A 17,234-nucleotide genomic window follows, 5' to 3' on the forward strand; every position below is an offset into this window, starting at 1 on the left:
AACGGACGCTTCCTTCGTACTCACCCCAGCCAACCGGCTCAGGCTTTCCTCCGGGCATTTTCCCTTCGGTCTTGCGTTTCCGACTCTATCAGATCTTTTTCCGATCCGATTTTTTCGATGCTTTCCAGGTTTCCCGCTTCGTTCTCGCGGTTTCCCTTTCCGGCGGTTCCGACTTTATCAGAGGTTCTGAGTCGGATTTTCCGGCCCCTCTCGGAAGTGGCTCCGGGACGCGTGGCGTTCCGGGTTCCCGGTCTGGCGGAGCCGTAAACGTACTGGAGCGGGGCTGCTCGATGCAAATCGAGTGGCCCCGCTCCTGGTTCCCGTGTACGGGAGGGTGTCCGAGGGTCAGACCTCGACGACGACCGGGAGGATCATCGGCCGACGCCGGTAGGTGTCGGAGACCCACTTGCCGAGGGTGCGGCGGATGAGCTGCTGGAGCTGGTGGGGCTCCACCACGCCGTCCTGGGCGGAGCGTTCGAGGACCTCGCTGATCCTCGGGACGACGTCGACGAACGCTGAGTCGTCGATGCCCGAACCGCGGGCCTGGATGTGCGGGCCGCCGGTGATCTTGCCGGTCGAGGAGTCGACGACCACGAACACCGAGATGATGCCCTCGTCGCCCAGGATCTTCCGGTCCTTCAGCGCGGGCTCGCCCACGTCGCCGACCGAGAGGCCGTCGACGTACACGTATCCCGCCTGGACCTTGCCGGCGATCTTGGCCTTGCCCTCGATCAGGTCGACGACGACGCCGTCCTCGGCGATCACGATCCGGTCGTGCGGGACGCCGGTCATGGCGCCCAGCTCGGCGTTGGCCCGCAGATGGCGCCACTCGCCGTGCACCGGCATCAGGTTCTTCGGGCGGCAGATGTTGTAGAAGTACAGCAGCTCGCCCGCGGACGCGTGGCCCGAGACGTGCACCTTGGCGTTGCCCTTGTGCACGACGTTGGCGCCCCAGCGGGTCAGGCCGTTGATCACGCGGTAGACCGCGTTCTCGTTGCCGGGGATGAGGGACGACGCCAGGATCACCGTGTCGCCGGGGACGATCCGGATCTGGTGGTCGCGGTTGGCCATGCGGGAGAGGGCGGCCATCGGTTCGCCCTGGGAGCCCGTGCAGACCAGGACCACCTCGTGGTCGGGCAGGTCGTCGAGGGTCTTGACGTCCACGACCAGGCCCGGCGGGACCTTGAGATAGCCGAGGTCGCGCGCGATGCCCATGTTGCGGACCATCGAGCGGCCGACGAAGGCGACCCGGCGGCCGTACTCGTGCGCGGCGTCCAGGATCTGCTGGATGCGGTGGACGTGGCTGGCGAAGCTCGCCACGATGATCCGCTTGCCGGCGCCCGCGAAGACCGTGCGCAGGACGTTGGAGATGTCCCGCTCGTGCGCGGTGAAGCCGGGGACCTCGGCGTTCGTCGAGTCCGAGAGGAGGAGGTCGATGCCCTCCTCGCTCAGCCGGGCGAAGGCATGCAGGTCGGTCAGACGGTTGTCCAGCGGCAGCTGGTCCATCTTGAAGTCACCGGTGTGCACGACCATGCCGGCCGGGGTGCGGATGGCGACCGCGAGGGCGTCCGGGATGGAGTGGTTGACCGCGATGAACTCGCAGTCGAACGGGCCGACGCGCTCCCGGTGCCCCTCCGCCACCTCCAGGGTGTACGGACGGATGCGGTGCTCCTGGAGCTTGGCCTCGATGAGCGCGAGGGTCAGCTTGGAGCCGATCAGCGGGATGTCCGGCTTCTCCCGGAGGAGGTAGGGGACGCCGCCGATGTGGTCCTCGTGGCCGTGGGTCAGGACGATGCCCTCGATGTCGTCGAGGCGGTCCCGGATGGACGTGAAGTCCGGCAGGATCAGGTCGATGCCGGGCTGCTCCTCCTCGGGGAACAGCACACCGCAGTCGACGATCAGGAGACGGCCGCCGTACTCGAAGACCGTCATGTTGCGGCCGATCTCGCCGAGGCCGCCGAGCGGGGTGACCCGCAGGCCGCCCTTGGCGAGCTTCGGGGGCGGGCCCAGTTCGGGGTGCGGATGACTCAAAAGACTCTCCTCAAACACACGCGCCACGTACCGGTCGGGCACGTGGCGCGCGTGACGTTCGTGCAGAAAGCAGTTGTCGTGTGGAAGGCGCAGGCACCGGTGGCCTGCCCGTATTCAGTTGTGAAGTCTGTTGTCAGAGCTGTACCCCGCCCGCGGCAAGATCGATCTTGAGCTGTGCGGTCTCTTCGGGGGTCAGCTCCACCATGGGCAGGCGCAGCGGTCCGGCGGGCAGGCCCTGGAGGGCGAGGGCGGCCTTGGTGGTCATGACGCCCTGGGTGCGGAACATGCCCGTGTAGACCGGGAGCAGCTTCTGGTGGATCTCGGTGGCCTTCTGGACGTCGCCCGCCGTGAACGCGTCGACGAGGGCGCGCAGGTCGGGGGTGACGAGGTGGCCGACGACGGAGACGAAGCCGACCGCGCCCACGGAGAGCAGCGGCAGGTTCAGCATGTCGTCGCCGGAGTACCAGGCCAGTCCGGAGCGGGCGATGGCCCAGCTGGCGCGGCCGAGGTCGCCCTTGGCGTCCTTGTTGGCGACGATCCGAGGGTGCTGGGCGAGCCGGACCAGGGTCTCGGTGCCGATGGGGACACCGGAGCGGCCGGGGATGTCGTAGAGCATGACGGGCAGTCCGGTGGCGTCCGCGACCGTCGTGAAGTGGCGGTACAGGCCCTCCTGGGGGGGCTTGTTGTAGTACGGCGTGACGACCAGCAGGCCGTGTGCGCCGGTGCGCTCGGCCGTGCGCGCCAGTTCGACGCTGTGGTGGGTGTCGTTGGTGCCGACTCCGGCGACGACGTGCGCCCGGTCGCCGACGGCCTCCAGAACGGCTCGTACCAGGTCCGCTTTCTCCGCGTCGCTCGTGGTGGGCGACTCGCCGGTGGTGCCGTTGACGATCAGGCCGTCGTTGCCTGCGTCCACCAGGTGGGTGGCGAGCCGCTGTGCGCCGTCGAGGTCGATCGCACCGTCCGCCGTGAAAGGCGTGACCATGGCGGTGAGGACCCGCCCGAAGGGGGTCTGCGGAGTGGAGGTCGGAGCCATGGGTGACACGCTACTCGCTGCTCAGGCCGGGGTCTGCCCTAGGGGCAGGTGACAAGTCATGACAAAGGTGGAGCCCGGCACTGCCTGCTCGGGGGTTCAAGCAGTGCCGGGTCCGTTTGATCAGGCTAGATGAACTTCTCTAAATGCCGCAATACGGACACTTCGCACGGCTGATCCGTACATACGTCCCCGCCGCCGGTCCGCGTTACGGGGCGACCCGGCCGTTGGCGTTGAACGCGGCGTGGGTGAGGGGCATGAGCCTCGCCCACTCGGCCTCCATCCGTTCGCCGACCATCTCGATCTCCCGCTGCGGGAACGAGGGGACCTTGGCCAGTTCGTGCTGGGTGCGCAGGCCCAGGAAGTGCATCAGGGAGCGGGCGTTGCAGGTGGCGTACATGGAGGAGAAGAGGCCGACGGGCAGGACCGCGCGGGCGATCTCGCGGGCGACGCCCGCGGCGAGCATCTCCTGGTAGGCCGCGTAGGCCTCGCGGTAGGAGTCCTCCATGGTCCGGGAGACGAGGTCGAGCTGCTCCTCGGTGCCCTCGACGAAGACGTACTTGCCGGGGCGGCCCTGCTGGACGAGCTTGCGGGAGGCGTCCGGGACGTAGAAGACGGGCTGGAGCTCGCGGTAGCGGCCGGATTCCTCGTTGTACGAGTTGTGGACGACGATGCCGTTCGCGAGGAAGTTGTGCCAGGGTCCTTCCACGGAGAGGTCGTACGTCATCTCCTCGCCGTCCGCCTCGATCGAGACGACCGGGTCGGGAACCGCCTTGGCGACCTTGCCGCCGCGCCGGGCCAGGGCCTGCTCACCGCCGCTCTTCGCAGAGTGGCAGGGCTCGCAGGCGGGGGCGAGGTTCTTCTCGTCCAGCGCCAGGGTCAGATCGCCCGCCACCGGCACGACGTGGTCGAGCGCGAGCTGGTCGCGGGGAAGGTCCTGTCCGCACAGGTGGCAGGCGTCGACGTCCTTGATCAGCCGCTCGTGCTGCATGGACGTCCACACGCCGATGCCGCGCCGCAGACTCGGGGGGATCAGGGCCTGGGAGGGGGCCTGCGCGGTTCCGGCCACCATGACGGCGTCGCCGCCGGCCAGTTCGCCCGCCTTGCGCCACCCCTCGGGGGTGAACACGGCGTGATCGACCGTCGAGCGAAGTGTCCTGCCCGACGCCGTGGTGATCTTGATCAGCGGCTTGACGCCCGACTCGATCACGTCGACGATCCTGGCCCGCTGGGCGAGCAGCGTCTCCTCGTCGTAGCAGCGCACGTGGTTGCGCCGGACGGATTCGAGCTTCCGCAGACGGGTGCTCGGGTCCGCCTCGCGGAACTCGGCGACGACCGATTCGGCCGCCTCCCTGTTCTCGTACAGGCCGAGGTAGTGGTTGGTGTCGCCGCGTCGTACCTGGGCCATCCACTTGCCCGCCCCGCTGTGCCAGGTGACTCCTCCGGCGGAGTGCGGAAGGCGGTCCTCCACGCCCATGTGCCACAGCTTGTACAGCTCGGCGATCGTGCGTCGGCGGAGGTTGCCCGCCTCGCTCTCCAGCGTGATCTCGGTGTCTCCCGCGATGCACCAGCCCACGCGGTGGCGCATGAACTCCCGGAAGACGAAGATCGGGGCGCTGACGAGGAAGGTCATCGAGTTGTGCTCGAAGGGGCTGCCGTGGCGGTCCCTCATCAGGTAGTTGATGAGGCCCTTGGAGCGCTCGGGGTCCTTGTCCAGTTCGGCCAGGGACTGCTCGCCCGCGGTCGAGACGCGGGCCGCGAACAGCACGTCGGCGTCGGACGCCGTGTGCTTGACCAGCTCGACGGTGACGTCGCTCCGAATGTCGATCTTGGGCTCGTCGTCGGGGGTGGGGGTCACGTGCGGAGGGTCCTTCCCAAGCTGGGCGTACGGCGACGCCACTTTACGGCGCGCCAGGAACTCTACGGCGCGCCGGGGCTCATCACTCTCGCGGAAGAAAACGGGTGAATGAGGGCACCATTCGGGGCGTCCGCTCGTCTGTACCGGTGACGGTGATCCGTTCGATCACTCGGTGCCTGTACTCGATACCAGCACGCGATCCGAGCTTCCGGAAGGAGCGGTTCCTCCCATGTTCCGCCGACGTGAACCCGTCCCCTCCGCCTTTCTCGCCGAGGCCGACCGTGCTGAGACGGACCGTGCCGAGGCGGACGGCTTCCGGGGCAATGTGACTCCCCCGCCGCGCGAGCGGTCCTCCGCCGGGGAGACGGCCGGGCGCTGGCTGCTGGGGGTCACGATCGTCGCCGCGCTGGTCGGGTCCCTGGTGATCGGGATGCCGGCGCTCTCCCTGGACCACTCGGCGCGGACCCAGCCGTCGCAGGCTGCCGACGGACGCTGACGGGCTCCGTACGGCACGCCGAACGGGTGGCGGGACCCCCGAAGGTGGTGAGCGGGGACACAGGCGGATAGCCTCACCGGGCACAGCCCCCGCATGAACGTAGTGAGGACCACCGTGCCCCTGCCCTTCCTGACGGCCGACCGCGCGTTCGAGGCGACGGACGACGACGTCGCGTTGCCCCACGACGACCAGGAGCGCTGGCGGCGCCCCTACCGGCCCGGCCCCTGGCGGGTCGCGGCGGCCGCGGTCTGTCTCCTGCTCGCCTCGTACGTGCTGTTCGCGGCGGTCGTCATCGCGCTGACCGGGTCGGTCTCCGAGGCCGGCGTCATCTTCGGCGTCTCCCTGCTGGTGATCGGCGGAGCGCTGCGGCTGCTGCGGATGGGCGTCTGGGTCAGCTCGCGCGGGCTGCGCCGCGTCGGCTTCCTGCGGACCCGGACGGTGCCCTGGAACGGGGTGGCCGCCGTACGGACCGCGCAGCAGCCGGTGCGCTGGCTGGGGCTGCCGCGGACCGTGCAGGGCCAGGCCCTCACGCTCGTACGGCGCGACCGGGCGCAGGACGGGCCCGCGGTGCTGTTCACGACGCACGGGGCGGACTTCCTGGCGCGGTTCGAGGCGTTCGACCGTGCGGCGGACGCCGTGGAGGTGTGGGCGGACGAGTACCGGGCGCCCTGAGGACCCGGCGCTGACACGAAGGGGCCCGGTCCGCGGGGTTGCGGACCGGGCCCCTTCGTGTGCGCCCGCGTCAGGCGGCGGGGTGGCGCGGGGTGCGGTGGAGGCGGATGGCGTGCTGCATGGCCTTGCGGGCGCGCGGGGTGTCCCGGGCGTCGTGGTAGGCCACCGCCAGCCGGAACCAGGCGCGCCAGTCGTCGGGCGCGTCCTCCGTCTCCGCCTTGCGGCGGGCGAACACCTCGTCGGCGGAGTCCCGGTCGACGCGGCCGCTCGGGGTGCGCCGCAGCTCGTCGACGGGGAGCCCGCCCTCGGCGTCGAGTTCGGCGGCGAGGGCGTTGGCGCGGCGGACGAACTCGGTGTTCTTCCACAGGAACCAGACGCCGATGACGGGCAGGATCAGCACCGCCACCCCGAAGGTGACGGTCAGCGGGGTGCCGGCCTGGACGAGCAGGACGCCGCGGCTGCCGACGAGGACGAAGTAGACGACCAGGACGGCGGCCGTAAGGGCGTAGGAGAGCTTGGCGCGCACGGGGAGCCTCAGCCGAGGTCCAGGAAGTGCTCCAGGCCGAAGGTGAGGCCCGGAGTCGTCACCACCCGCCGGGCGCCGAGCAGGATGCCCGGCATGAAGCTGCTGTGGTGCAGGGAGTCGTGGCGGACGGTGAGGGTCTCGCCCTCGCCGCCGAGCAGGACCTCCTGGTGGGCCAGCAGCCCGCGCAGCCGGATCGCGTGGACGGGGACGCCGTCGACGTCGGCGCCGCGTGCCCCGTCGAGGGCGGTCGCCGTGGCGTCCGGGGCCGGGGCGCAGCCGGCGGCGCGGCGGGCCTCGGCGATCAGCTGGGCGGTGCGGGTGGCGGTGCCGGAGGGGGCGTCGACCTTGTTGGGGTGGTGGAGTTCGACGACCTCCACGGACTCGAAGTACGGCGCGGCGATCTGCGCGAACTTCATGGTGAGGACGGCCCCGATGGAGAAGTTGGGCGCGATGAGCACACCCGTCTCCGGGGAGCGGGACAGCCAGTCGGTGAGCTGCGCGAGGCGTTCGTCGGTCCAGCCGGTGGTGCCCACGACGGCGTGGATGCCGTGCTGGAGGCAGTGTTCGAGGTTGTCCATGACCGACGCGGGGGTGGTCAGTTCGACGGCGACCTGGGCGCCGCTGTCGGTCAGCGCGGCCAGGTCGTCGCCGCGGCCGAGGGCGGCCACCAGCTCCATGTCCTCGGCGGCCTCGACCGCCCGTACCGCCTCGGAACCGATGCGGCCCTTGGCGCCGAGGACCGCCACGCGCAGCTTGCTCATGTCTCTTGCTTCCTTAACCGAGTACCGAGTACCGAGTGCCGAGTTCCCGGGGACCGGGGTCGGGGTTCCGAGGGCGGGTGGGGAGGGGCGGGTCAGGCGACGGCGTCCTGGAGGCGGGCCGCCTGCTTGTCCTTGAGCGGGCCGATGACCGCCAGCGACGGCCGCCGTCCCAGGATCTCGCGGGCGACGGAGCGGACCTCGTCCGGGGTGACCGCGGCGATCCGGCCCAGCATGTCGTCGACCGACATCTGCTCGCCCCAGCACAGTTCGCTCTTGCCGATGCGGTTCATCAGCGCGCCGGTGTCCTCCAGGCCGAGGACGGTGGAGCCGCGGAGCTGGCCGATGGCGCGGGCGATCTCGTCGTCGGTGAGGCCGTTGGCGGCGACCGTGTCGAGTTCGTCGCGGCAGATCTTCAGCACGTCGTGCACCTGGCTGGGCCGGCAGCCCGCGTAGACGCCGAAGAGGCCGCAGTCGGCGAAGCCGGAGGTGTACGAGTAGACGCTGTAGGCCAGGCCGCGCTTCTCGCGGACCTCCTGGAAGAGGCGGGAGGACATCCCGCCGCCCAGGGCGGTGTTGAGCACGCCGAGCGCCCAGCGGCGGTCGTCGGTGCGGGCCAGGCCGGGCATGCCGAGGACGATGTGCGCCTGCTCGGTCTTGCGGCCGAGGAGTTCGACGCGGCCCGCGGTGCGGATCGCGCGCCGGCCGTCGCGGGGGGCGAGGGGCGTGGCGTCGTCGGCGCGCAGGGCGCCCGCCTTCTCGAAGGCGGCGCGGACCTGGCGGACGACCTTGGCGTGGTCGATGTTGCCGGCCGCGGCGACCACGAGGTGGGTCGGGTCGTAGTGCTTCTTGTAGAAGCGGCGGATGCGGTCGGCGGTGAGGGCGTTGACGGTGTCGACCGTGCCGAGGACGGGGCGGCCGAGGGCGGAGTCGCCGAACATGGTCTGCGCGAACAGGTCGTGCACGCAGTCGCCGGGGTCGTCCTCCGTCATCGCGATCTCCTCCAGGATCGCGCCGCGCTCCACGTCGACGTCCTCTTCGAGGATGAGGGAGCCGGTCAGCATGTCGCAGACCACGTCGATGGCGAGCGGGAGGTCGGTGTCGAGCACGCGCGCGTAGTAGCACGTGTACTCCTTGGCGGTGAAGGCGTTCATCTCGCCGCCGACCGCGTCGAGGGCGGAGGAGATGTCCAGCGCGCTGCGCCGGGCGGTGCGCTTGAAGAGGAGGTGTTCGAGGTAGTGGGTGGCGCCGTTCAGCGCGGGGGTCTCGTCGCGGGAGCCGACGTGCGCCCAGATGCCGAAGGTCGCGGAGCGGACCGAGGGGAGAGTCTCGGTGACGATGCGCAGGCCGCCCGGGAGGGTGGTCTTGCGGACCGTGCCGATGCCGTTCTCGCCCTTGATCAGGGTTTGGGTACGGGCGACGGCCCGCGCCTCCGAGGAGGTGCGGGCCGTCGCCCGGGAGCCACGGGACGTCACTGGTCGGCGTCGTCCTTCTTGTCCTCGGGGGTGTCCTCGCCCTCGATCACGGGGATCAGGGAGAGCTTGCCGCGGGAGTCGATCTCGGCGATCTCGACCTGGACCTTCTGGCCCACGCCGACGACGTCCTCGACGTTCTCCACGCGCTTGCCGCCGGCGAGCTTGCGGATCTGCGAGATGTGCAGCAGACCGTCCTTGCCCGGCAGCAGCGACACGAACGCGCCGAAGGTGGTCGTCTTGACGACCGTGCCCAGGTAGCGCTCGCCGACCTCCGGCATGGTCGGGTTGGCGATGCCGTTGATCGTGGCGCGGGCGGCCTCGGCCTGCGAGCCGACCTGGGCACCGATGTAGATGGTGCCGTCGTCCTCGATCGTGATCTCGGCGCCGGTGTCCTCCTGGATCTGGTTGATCATCTTGCCCTTCGGGCCGATGACCTCGCCAATCTTGTCCACGGGGATCTTGACGGTGATGATCCGCGGGGCGTTGGGGGACATCTCGTCCGGGGTGTCGATCGCTTCCATCATCACGTCGAGGATGTGGAGGCGGGCGTCGCGGGCCTGCTTGAGGGCGGCGGCCAGGACGGAGGCGGGGATGCCGTCGAGCTTGGTGTCGAGCTGGAGCGCGGTGACGAACTCCTTGGTGCCGGCGACCTTGAAGTCCATGTCGCCGAAGGCGTCCTCCGCACCGAGGATGTCGGTGAGGGCGACGTAGTGCGTCTCGCCGTTGATCTCCTGGGAGATCAGGCCCATGGCGATACCGGCGACGGGGGCCTTGAGGGGCACACCGGCGTTCAGCAGCGACATGGTGGAGGCGCAGACCGAGCCCATCGACGTGGAGCCGTTGGAGCCGAGGGCCTCGGAGACCTGGCGGATCGCGTAGGGGAACTCCTCGCGGGTCGGCAGGACCGGCACGATGGCGCGCTCGGCGAGGGCGCCGTGGCCGATCTCGCGGCGCTTCGGGGAGCCGACGCGGCCGGTCTCGCCGACGGAGTACGGCGGGAAGTTGTAGTTGTGCATGTAGCGCTTGCGGGTCACCGGGGAGAGGGTGTCCAGCTGCTGCTCCATGCGGAGCATGTTGAGGGTGGTGACGCCCAGGATCTGGGTCTCACCGCGCTCGAACAGCGCCGAGCCGTGCACGCGCGGGATGGCCTCGACCTCGGCGGCGAGCGTACGGATGTCCGTGACGCCGCGGCCGTCGATGCGCTTCTTCTCCTTGATCACGCGCTCGCGGACCAGCTGCTTGGTGAGCGAGCGGTACGCGGCGGAGATCTCCTTCTCGCGGCCTTCGAACTCCGGCAGGAGCTTCTCGGCGGCGAGGCCCTTGACGCGGTCCAGCTCGGCCTCGCGGTCCTGCTTGCCGGCGATGGTCAGCGCGGCGGCCAGCTCGGGGCGGACGGCGGCGGAGAGCGCCTCCAGGACGTCGTCCTGGTAGTCGAGGAAGACGGGGAACTCGCCGGTCGGCTTGGCGGCCTTGGCGGCGAGGTCGGCCTGGGCCTTGCAGAGCACCTTGATGAAGGGCTTCGCGGCGTCCAGACCGGCGGCGACGACCTCCTCGGTGGGCGCCTCGGCGCCGCCCTGGACGAGCTGGATCGTCTTGTCGGTGGCCTCGGCCTCGACCATCATGATCGCGACGTCGCCGTCCTCCAGGACGCGGCCCGCGACGACCATGTCGAAGACGGCGTCCTCCAGCTCGGTGTGCGTCGGGAACGCCACCCACTGGTTGCTGATCAGGGCGACGCGGACGCCGCCGATCGGGCCGGAGAAGGGCAGACCGGCCAGCTGGGTGGACGCGGAGGCGGCGTTGATCGCCACGACGTCGTACAGGTGATCGGGGTTGAGCGCCATGATCGTGGCGACGACCTGGATCTCGTTGCGCAGGCCCTTCTTGAAGGAGGGGCGCAGCGGGCGGTCGATCAGGCGGCAGGTGAGGATGGCGTCCTCGGAGGGGCGGCCCTCACGGCGGAAGAAGCTGCCGGGGATCTTGCCGGCGGCGTACATCCGCTCCTCGACGTCCACCGTGAGGGGGAAGAAGTCGAGCTGGTCCTTGGGGTTCTTGGAGGCGGTGGTGGCCGACAGCACCATGGTGTCGTCGTCCAGGTACGCCACGGCGGAGCCGGCGGCCTGCTTGGCGAGGCGGCCCGTCTCGAAGCGGATGGTGCGGGTGCCGAAGGTGCCGTTGTCGATGACGGCCTCGGCGTAGTGGGTCTCGTTCTCCACTAGGGGTTTCTCCGTTACTTGTCGTCTGTTCGTCTTTCGTCCCGCCTCGCCCGTGTGGCGGGGGGACCGTGCCGGAGAGGCGTTCCGTCTGGTGCGGGCCGGTCTTCGATCGAAGCCTCCGGGGTTCGCTCCGCCCGGGGGCCACTACCGAGGACCGGCGGCGGCGAGGTGTGCTTCTCCTGTGGTGGTGCTCGTTGCGTACTGCTGCTCGGCGCTGCCGGTCGGTACTCCCGGCCGGTGCCGTCGGCCAGGTCCGCCGATCGGTGGTGCTGATCGGTGCGGCTGGTCATCGGTGCCGGTCGTGGGTGCCCGTTCGGTGATGCCGGGTGCTACCACACTACAAAGCGTGAGTGACAGTCCGCACGTTTCCGTACGGAGCGCGAGGGCTTCCGTACGTACGGCAAAGGGAGCGGTCCCCGATCAGCACGGGGAACCGCTCCCTCCACAGCGTGTTACTTGGCGCCCGCCGCACCGCGGCGGATGCCGAGGCGGTCGACCAGCGCACGGAAGCGCTGGATGTCCTTCTTGGCCAGGTACTGGAGAAGGCGACGGCGCTGACCGACGAGGATCAGCAGGCCACGGCGGGAGTGGTGGTCGTGCTTGTGGGTCTTGAGGTGCTCCGTCAGGTCGGAGATCCGACGGGAGAGCAGCGCGACCTGGACCTCGGGGGAGCCGGTGTCGCCCTCCTTGGTACCGAACTCGGAGACGATCTGCTTCTTCACTGCGGCGTCGAGCGGCACGTGATACTCCTCGAAAATCTGTGGATGGCCACCGAGTGCCCCCGGTCTGCGTCTCGGGGGAGCTTCTTCAACTCGTGAGGCGGGAATCCGTTGAGCGCGGCCTCTGGAGCGCGTGCTCCGGGGGTGCGTACACAAACGGCCGACAGACAGCGTACCAGCAGGCAGGGGCCCCGCCCGCATCGGTTCCGGTTTCCCGGAGCGGACGGGGAGTCAGCCACTAGGGTGAACCGCTGGATCACCGAAGCGCCGGGAGACCGGACCGCCAGGACGTCGGAAGGGGCCGCTCCGCCATGACGGAGGAAGTGGGACAGGGCAGCACGGGCACTGCGGGCACCGGGGGTGCCGCGGGCGGCCCCGGCTCCGGGAGCGCCGAGAGCGCGGCGGAGGTCAAGGCGCGCAAGGACCGCGAGCGGGACGAGCTGTACGCGCTCGACATCTCGGGCGTCGAGTGGCAGAGCGCGCCGGGCACCGAGGAGCACGAGGAGCGCGTGGAGATCGCGAACCTTCCCGGCGGGGCGGTGGCGATGCGCTCGTCGCTGGACCCGGACACCGTGCTGCGGTACACGGAGGCGGAGTGGCGGGCGTTCGTGCTGGGCGCGCGCGACGGCGAGTTCGACCTGGAGCCCGCTCCGCACAACGGCGGGCTGGACGCGTAGGGACATCCGACGACGAGGTCGCGGTGGCGGTCACGATCGCGGTAGCGGTAGCGGTAGCGGTAGCGGTCACGATCGCTCACGGTCGTCGGCGGAGGGGCGGGTTCCGGAAGTTGGGGACCCGCCCCTCCGTCTGTCCGGACGGCCGCGGACGGCGGGCCCGGACGGTTTGCCGGCGGTCCGTGTCTTTGCCGACGGCCCACGCGGGTACGGCACTTCCGGGCAGGGTGGGACGGGACGGGCCTGCCGGGGGCGGCTCCCTGGTGATTAGGCTGGACGCGGGCGCGGCGCCGGAACCCGGAAACCCGGGGGGAGGTGTCCCGCGTCCCAGGGGGAGAGCCGGTGGACGCACGGCCCGTCGTACCCGGTACGCCGCACCCGGCACCCGGTACCCGGGCGTGGACCGCTCGCACTGCCCCGGCTCGGAACGGCGTCGGACGACACGGAGGAACTGTGAGCAGCGATCGGGACGGGGACCGCGGGGGCTGGGCCACACCCGGCGACGACCAGCCCGACGCGGAGTCCTCCGTGGAGACCACGGGCGAGTTCACCCTCGACTACGCGCCGCCCGCCTGGTACACGCAGAACGCCTCGGCGGAGCGGCGGGCCGCCCCGGCGGAGCAGGGGGGCGCGTCACCGGACCCGGCCGGGCCGCCGCCCGTGGCGCCGCGGGGTACGGGTACGCCGCCCGCGGACGGTCCGATTCCGGGGCTGGCCCCGCCCGCCCACGCGAACGTGGCGCCCGGCGCGCCGCACACACCGCCGCTGCCGCCCGTGGCGCCGGGGGCACCCTTCACCCCGCCCGTGCCTGGAGCACCGTTCACCCCGCCCGCGCCGCCCGTCTCGGCTGCGCCGCCCGTCTCGGCTGCGCCGCCCGTCTCGGCTGCGCCGCCCGTCTCGGCTGCGCCGCCCGTGCCGCCCGCGCCTCCGGGAGCGCCGTACGGCGTGCCGGTCGCGGTGCCCAGGTTGCCGGTGGGCAGCGGGTTCGAGCCGCAGGTGCCGCAGGCCTCGCAGGAGCCTCCGGTTGCTGACGAGCCTCCGGTGCCTCCGGTGGCTTCAGCGCCTCCGGTGCCCTCCGTGCCGCAGCAACCGGTGGCCGCTGCGGCGACTCCGGCCGCCGGGGACGAGGGGAACGAGACCGGGGACCTGGAGAGCGGTGCGACCATGCGCTTCTCGCCGGTCGCCCTCCGGCGTCAGGCGGAAGCCGTACAGGCGGCTCCGGAAGCGGCGGACGCGGCGGTCGGTGAGGAGGCCGGGGCGGAGGACGGTTCACCCGTCGGGGCGAGTACGCGGGTTGACCCGGAAGGCGCGGCGGGCCCGGAGCAGGCCGCGCCGCCGGAAGAGACGGAGGGGTCGGCGGATACGGAGGCCACAGCCGAACGGTCGGACCCGGCGAACGCCGACGAGGCCGACGACGCCGTTGACCCCGCCGACGCCGCCGCGGACACGGCGGACGAGGAGGCGGCGGTCCAGGAGGACGCGTCCGAGGCCCCCGCACCCGAGGCCGCGCAGGACGCCGTACCGGCTGGGGCGCAGCCCGCCGACGCCGTACCGGTGGACGCGGAGCCCACCGACGCGGAGCCCACCGATGCCGAGCCAGAGGGCGCTCCCGAGGACGCCGTGGGGCCGCAGGACGCGCCCGCCCCCGTGGCGCCGCCCGCCTGGACTCCCCCGGTGACCCCGCCGAGCGGGGCGCTGCCGCCGTTGCCGCCCGCCTACGCGCCCGCCTCGGCGCAGCCCGTACCGCCCGCCCCCGCCGCCGAATGGCCCGCGCAGCCGCACCCGCAACCCACCGCGCCCGCGCAGCCCGCGCCGCAGGTGGCGCAGCCTGCTTCGCAGCAGCCCCCCGCCCCGCCGCAGCAGCCCACTCCCCCGGCACCGCAGCCCGGTTACGGCTTCCCTCAGCCGCAGCACCAGCCGGGCCCCCTGCCCCCCGCCGCCCCCCAGCCCGGCTACGGTTTCCCCCAGCCGCCGCTGCCCCAGGGCCCCGCGGGCTACGGCTTCCCGCCGCCCCCGGCACCCCAACCGCCGCACCTCCAGCCGGAGTTCCAGCCGCAGCCCCCGCAGGGCCACCCGGGGCAGCAGCCCCTCCCCCAGACGCAGGCGCAGCCCCACCCCGGCATCCCGCAGCAGCCGCAGGCGCCGCAAGCCCCCCAGGCACCTCAGCCGGAGCAAGCCCAGCAGGCTCCGCAGGCTCCTGAGCCCCTCCAGGCTCCGGAGTCCCCTCAGGCTCAGGTTCCGCAAGCGCCCCAGGCGCCCCAGGCATCCCAGGCACCTGCGCCTCCGCAGCCGGCCCAGCCCCCCGTCGATCCCCGTCTCGGGGCCGCGTGGCCGCAGCCGGTGCGGCACGACCAGCGGCAGCCGGTCAACCCGGGGGCGGCGCCGCTGGGTTACACCGCGGCCGTGGAACTGTCCTCGGACCGGCTGCTCAACACCAAGCGGCAGAAGGCGAAGAGCAGTCGTCCGGCGGCGGGCGGGGGCCGGTTCAAGTTCGGCGGGAAGAAGGAGGAGGCCGAGCGGCAGCGCAAGCTGGAGCTGATCCGCACCCCGGTGCTGTCCTGCTACCGGATCGCGGTCATCAGCCTCAAGGGCGGTGTGGGCAAGACGACCACGACCACCGCGCTCGGCTCCACGCTGGCCACCGAGCGCCAGGACAAGATCCTCGCCATCGACGCCAACCCGGACGCCGGCACCCTCGGCCGCCGGGTGCGGCGGGAGACCGGGGCGACCATCCGCGACCTGGTCCAGGCGATCCCGTACCTCAACTCCTACATGGACATCCGGCGGTTCACCTCGCAGGCGTCCTCCGGGCTGGAGATCATCGCCAACGACGTGGACCCGGCCGTCTCCACGACCTTCAACGACGAGGACTACCGGCGCGCGATCGACGTCCTGGGCAAGCAGTACCCGATCATCCTCACCGACTCGGGCACGGGCCTGCTCTACAGCGCGATGCGCGGGGTGCTCGACCTGGCCGACCAGCTGATCATCATCTCGACGCCGTCGGTGGACGGCGCCAGCAGCGCGAGCACCACGCTGGACTGGCTCTCCGCGCACGGGTACGCCGAGCTGGTCTCGCGCTCCCTCACCGTCATCTCGGGGGTCCGGGAGACCGGCAAGATGATCAAGGTCGACGACATCGTGTCCCACTTCGAGACGCGGTGCCGGGGTGTCGTGGTCGTGCCGTTCGACGAGCATCTCGCCGCCGGGGCCGAGGTCGACCTCGACATGATGCGGCCGAAGGTGCGGGAGGCCTACTTCTCCCTCGCCGCGCTGGTGGCCGAGGACTTCGTACGGCACCAGCAGATGCACGGCCTGTGGACCAACGACGGCAACCCGCCCCCGGTCGCCGCCCCGCCCCTGCCGGGTCAGCCGTTCCCCGGACAGCAGGTTCCCGGACCGCAGGTGCCGGGACCGTACGTGCCCGGTCAGCAGGCTCCGGGGCAGCCGTACCCGGGCGGGCCCTACCCGCAGCAGACCCCGCCGCCGCCCCCGCAGGCACAGCAGCAGCCGTACCCCTACCCGTATCCCCAGCAGCCTCAGCAGCCAGGGCAGCCGCAGCCGGGCCAGCCCCAGCCGCCGGGGCAGCCTCCGCAGGCGCCCCCGCAGGCGTGAGAGAAGGGCGGCCGGTGTCCCTCAGGACACCGGCCGCCCTTCTTCGTGGCAGACGCGTCAGCGGGATGCCGCCACCAGTTCGCGGCAGCGCTGGACGTCCAGGGCCATCTGCTCCAGCAGGCCCTCCAGCGAGTCGAACTTGGCCTGTCCGCGGACGTAGACGAGGAAGTCGACGGCGACGTGGAGGCCGTAGAGGTCGAGGCCGACGCGGTCGATGGCGTACGCCTCGACGGTGCGCTCGGTGCCGTCGAACTGGGGGTTGGTGCCGACCGAGATGGCGGCCGGCATCGCCTCGCCGTTCGCGTGCAGCCAGCCCGCGTAGACGCCGTCGGCGGGGATCGCGGTGTGCGGAAGGGTCTCGACGTTGGCCGTGGGGAAGCCGAGTTCGCGGCCGCGCTGGGCGCCGCGCACGACGATTCCCTCGACGCGGTGCGGGCGGCCGAGGATCTCGGCGGCGCCCTCCACGTCGCCCTCGGCGACCAGGCGGCGGGTGAGGGTCGAGGAGAACGGCTCGCCGCCGCCCGCCTCGCCGCGTACGTACAGGTCGACGACCTCGACCTCGAAGTCGTACACCTTGCCCTGCTCGGCGAGGAACTCGACGTTGCCCGCGGCCCGGTGGCCGAAGCGGAAGTTGGGGCCCTCGACGACCGCGCGCGCGTGCAGCTTGTCGACGAGGACCTTGACGACGAAGTCGGCGGGCGAGAGCTTCGAGAACTCGGTCGTGAAGGGGAGGATCAGCTGGGCGTCGACGCCCAGTTCCGCCATCAGCTCGGCGCGCCGGTGGTGCGGGGCGAGCAGCGGGGGGTGGCTGCCGGGGCGGACGACCTCGCTGGGGTGCGGGTCGAAGGTGACGACCACGGAGGGGACGCCCAGCTCCCGGGCGCGGTCCACGGCGTGCCGGATGATCAGCTGGTGGCCGCGGTGCACCCCGTCGTACGAACCGATGGTGACGACGCTGCGCCCCCAGTCCTGGGGGATGTCCTCCAAGCCACGCCAGCGCTGCACTGTGACCGCTCCTCGAACCCTTGTCCGTGACTGTCTTCGTCTGTCTCTGACCCTGCCCCGCGACGCGCGCCGCCCGCGGTGCGGGACGGCTGCCGGTGCCCACCGGCGTCTGCCGATGTCCACCTGCGTCCGTCCACGTCCACCGGCGTCTGCCCACGC

Annotated in this window: 12 protein-coding genes and 3 pseudogenes; 4 read left to right on the forward strand and 11 right to left on the reverse strand. The window is 71.5% G+C overall.

Annotation, left to right across the window (positions count from 1 at the left end; all coding sequences use genetic code 11):
• Positions 1-345: 345 nt before the first annotated feature.
• From ACIQPQ_RS37245 to ACIQPQ_RS37265, 5 genes and pseudogenes are all read right to left on the reverse strand, one after another.
• The gene (locus ACIQPQ_RS37245) at positions 346-2,031 is read right to left on the reverse strand and encodes a ribonuclease J (protein ID WP_383781955.1); all 1,686 of its coding nucleotides are present in this window, start codon (positions 2,029-2,031) and stop codon (positions 346-348) included.
• 133 nt (positions 2,032-2,164) lie between these two features.
• Entirely contained in the window at positions 2,165-3,064 is a 900-nt protein-coding gene (gene dapA, locus ACIQPQ_RS37250) for a 4-hydroxy-tetrahydrodipicolinate synthase (RefSeq protein ID WP_383781952.1), read from the reverse strand.
• Positions 3,065-3,269: 205 nt separating this feature from the next.
• Positions 3,270-3,719 (reverse strand): annotated as a pseudogene (thyX, locus tag ACIQPQ_RS37255) (FAD-dependent thymidylate synthase); the annotation flags it as partial.
• Between the two features lie 3 nt (positions 3,720-3,722).
• Positions 3,723-4,649 (reverse strand): annotated as a pseudogene (locus ACIQPQ_RS37260) (HNH endonuclease); the annotation flags it as partial.
• Positions 4,629-4,919: pseudogene (locus ACIQPQ_RS37265) on the reverse strand (FAD-dependent thymidylate synthase); the annotation flags it as partial. The pseudogenes ACIQPQ_RS37260 and ACIQPQ_RS37265, both read right to left, overlap by 21 nt.
• Positions 4,920-5,148: 229 nt before the next feature.
• Between ACIQPQ_RS37265 and ACIQPQ_RS37270 the strand changes: the two are divergent.
• Together ACIQPQ_RS37270 and ACIQPQ_RS37275 are read left to right on the forward strand one after the other, a co-directional pair.
• Positions 5,149-5,415, forward strand: coding sequence for a hypothetical protein (locus ACIQPQ_RS37270; RefSeq protein WP_401313313.1), 267 nt, complete (start codon positions 5,149-5,151; stop codon positions 5,413-5,415).
• A gap of 114 nt (positions 5,416-5,529) precedes the next feature.
• Positions 5,530-6,087 carry a hypothetical protein gene (locus ACIQPQ_RS37275; protein ID WP_401313357.1) on the forward strand — a complete coding sequence of 186 codons (558 nt, stop codon included), beginning with the start codon at positions 5,530-5,532 and terminating at the stop codon, positions 6,085-6,087.
• 70 nt (positions 6,088-6,157) lie between these two features.
• Here the strand turns inward: ACIQPQ_RS37275 and ACIQPQ_RS37280 are convergent, their stop codons facing one another.
• From ACIQPQ_RS37280 to rpsO, 5 genes are all read right to left on the reverse strand, one after another.
• Positions 6,158-6,613, reverse strand: a complete 456-nt coding sequence (locus tag ACIQPQ_RS37280) for a hypothetical protein (protein WP_401313316.1) — start codon at positions 6,611-6,613, stop codon at positions 6,158-6,160.
• Positions 6,614-6,621: 8 nt separating this feature from the next.
• Positions 6,622-7,374, reverse strand: a complete 753-nt coding sequence (gene dapB / locus ACIQPQ_RS37285; RefSeq protein ID WP_401313319.1) for a 4-hydroxy-tetrahydrodipicolinate reductase — start codon at positions 7,372-7,374, stop codon at positions 6,622-6,624.
• 92 nt (positions 7,375-7,466) lie between these two features.
• Positions 7,467-8,846 carry a M16 family metallopeptidase gene (locus ACIQPQ_RS37290; protein WP_401313321.1) on the reverse strand — a complete coding sequence of 460 codons (1,380 nt, stop codon included), beginning with the start codon at positions 8,844-8,846 and terminating at the stop codon, positions 7,467-7,469.
• Complete coding sequence (locus tag ACIQPQ_RS37295; protein ID WP_383781942.1) at positions 8,843-11,062, reverse strand: polyribonucleotide nucleotidyltransferase; 2,220 nt, start codon at positions 11,060-11,062, stop codon at positions 8,843-8,845. Before ACIQPQ_RS37295 ends, ACIQPQ_RS37290 begins: the two co-directional genes overlap by 4 nt.
• A gap of 452 nt (positions 11,063-11,514) precedes the next feature.
• Positions 11,515-11,802, reverse strand: coding sequence for a 30S ribosomal protein S15 (gene rpsO, locus ACIQPQ_RS37300; protein WP_401313324.1), 288 nt, complete (start codon positions 11,800-11,802; stop codon positions 11,515-11,517).
• A gap of 290 nt (positions 11,803-12,092) precedes the next feature.
• Between rpsO and ACIQPQ_RS37305 the strand changes: the two genes are divergently transcribed.
• Together ACIQPQ_RS37305 and ACIQPQ_RS37310 are read left to right on the forward strand one after the other, a co-directional pair.
• The gene (locus ACIQPQ_RS37305) at positions 12,093-12,458 is read left to right on the forward strand and encodes a DUF397 domain-containing protein (RefSeq protein WP_401313326.1); all 366 of its coding nucleotides are present in this window, start codon (positions 12,093-12,095) and stop codon (positions 12,456-12,458) included.
• Positions 12,459-12,908: 450 nt separating this feature from the next.
• Positions 12,909-16,070, forward strand: a complete 3,162-nt coding sequence (locus tag ACIQPQ_RS37310) for an SCO5717 family growth-regulating ATPase (protein ID WP_401313329.1) — start codon at positions 12,909-12,911, stop codon at positions 16,068-16,070.
• A 57-nt stretch (positions 16,071-16,127) separates the two neighbouring features.
• Here the strand turns inward: ACIQPQ_RS37310 and ACIQPQ_RS37315 are convergent, their stop codons facing one another.
• On the reverse strand, positions 16,128-17,075 hold the full coding sequence (locus ACIQPQ_RS37315; protein ID WP_401313332.1) for a bifunctional riboflavin kinase/FAD synthetase: 948 nt from the start codon (positions 17,073-17,075) through the stop codon (positions 16,128-16,130).
• Between the last annotated feature and the right edge of the window lie 159 nt (positions 17,076-17,234).

This window comes from Streptomyces sp. NPDC091281 (assembly GCF_044757425.1).
Taxonomy (GTDB): Bacteria; Actinomycetota; Actinomycetes; order Streptomycetales; family Streptomycetaceae; genus Streptomyces.

What these genes read in the sequence shown, in the direction of transcription:
- ACIQPQ_RS37305 (WP_401313326.1), top strand. Translation starts at nt 12,093, where the DNA reads ATGACGGAGGAAGTGGGACAGGGCAGCACGGGCACTGCGGGCACCGGG.
- ACIQPQ_RS37270 (WP_401313313.1), top strand. Translation starts at nt 5,149, where the DNA reads ATGTTCCGCCGACGTGAACCCGTCCCCTCCGCCTTTCTCGCCGAGGCC.
- dapA (WP_383781952.1), bottom strand. Translation starts at nt 3,064, where the DNA reads ATGGCTCCGACCTCCACTCCGCAGACCCCCTTCGGGCGGGTCCTCACC.
- dapB (WP_401313319.1), bottom strand. Translation starts at nt 7,374, where the DNA reads ATGAGCAAGCTGCGCGTGGCGGTCCTCGGCGCCAAGGGCCGCATCGGT.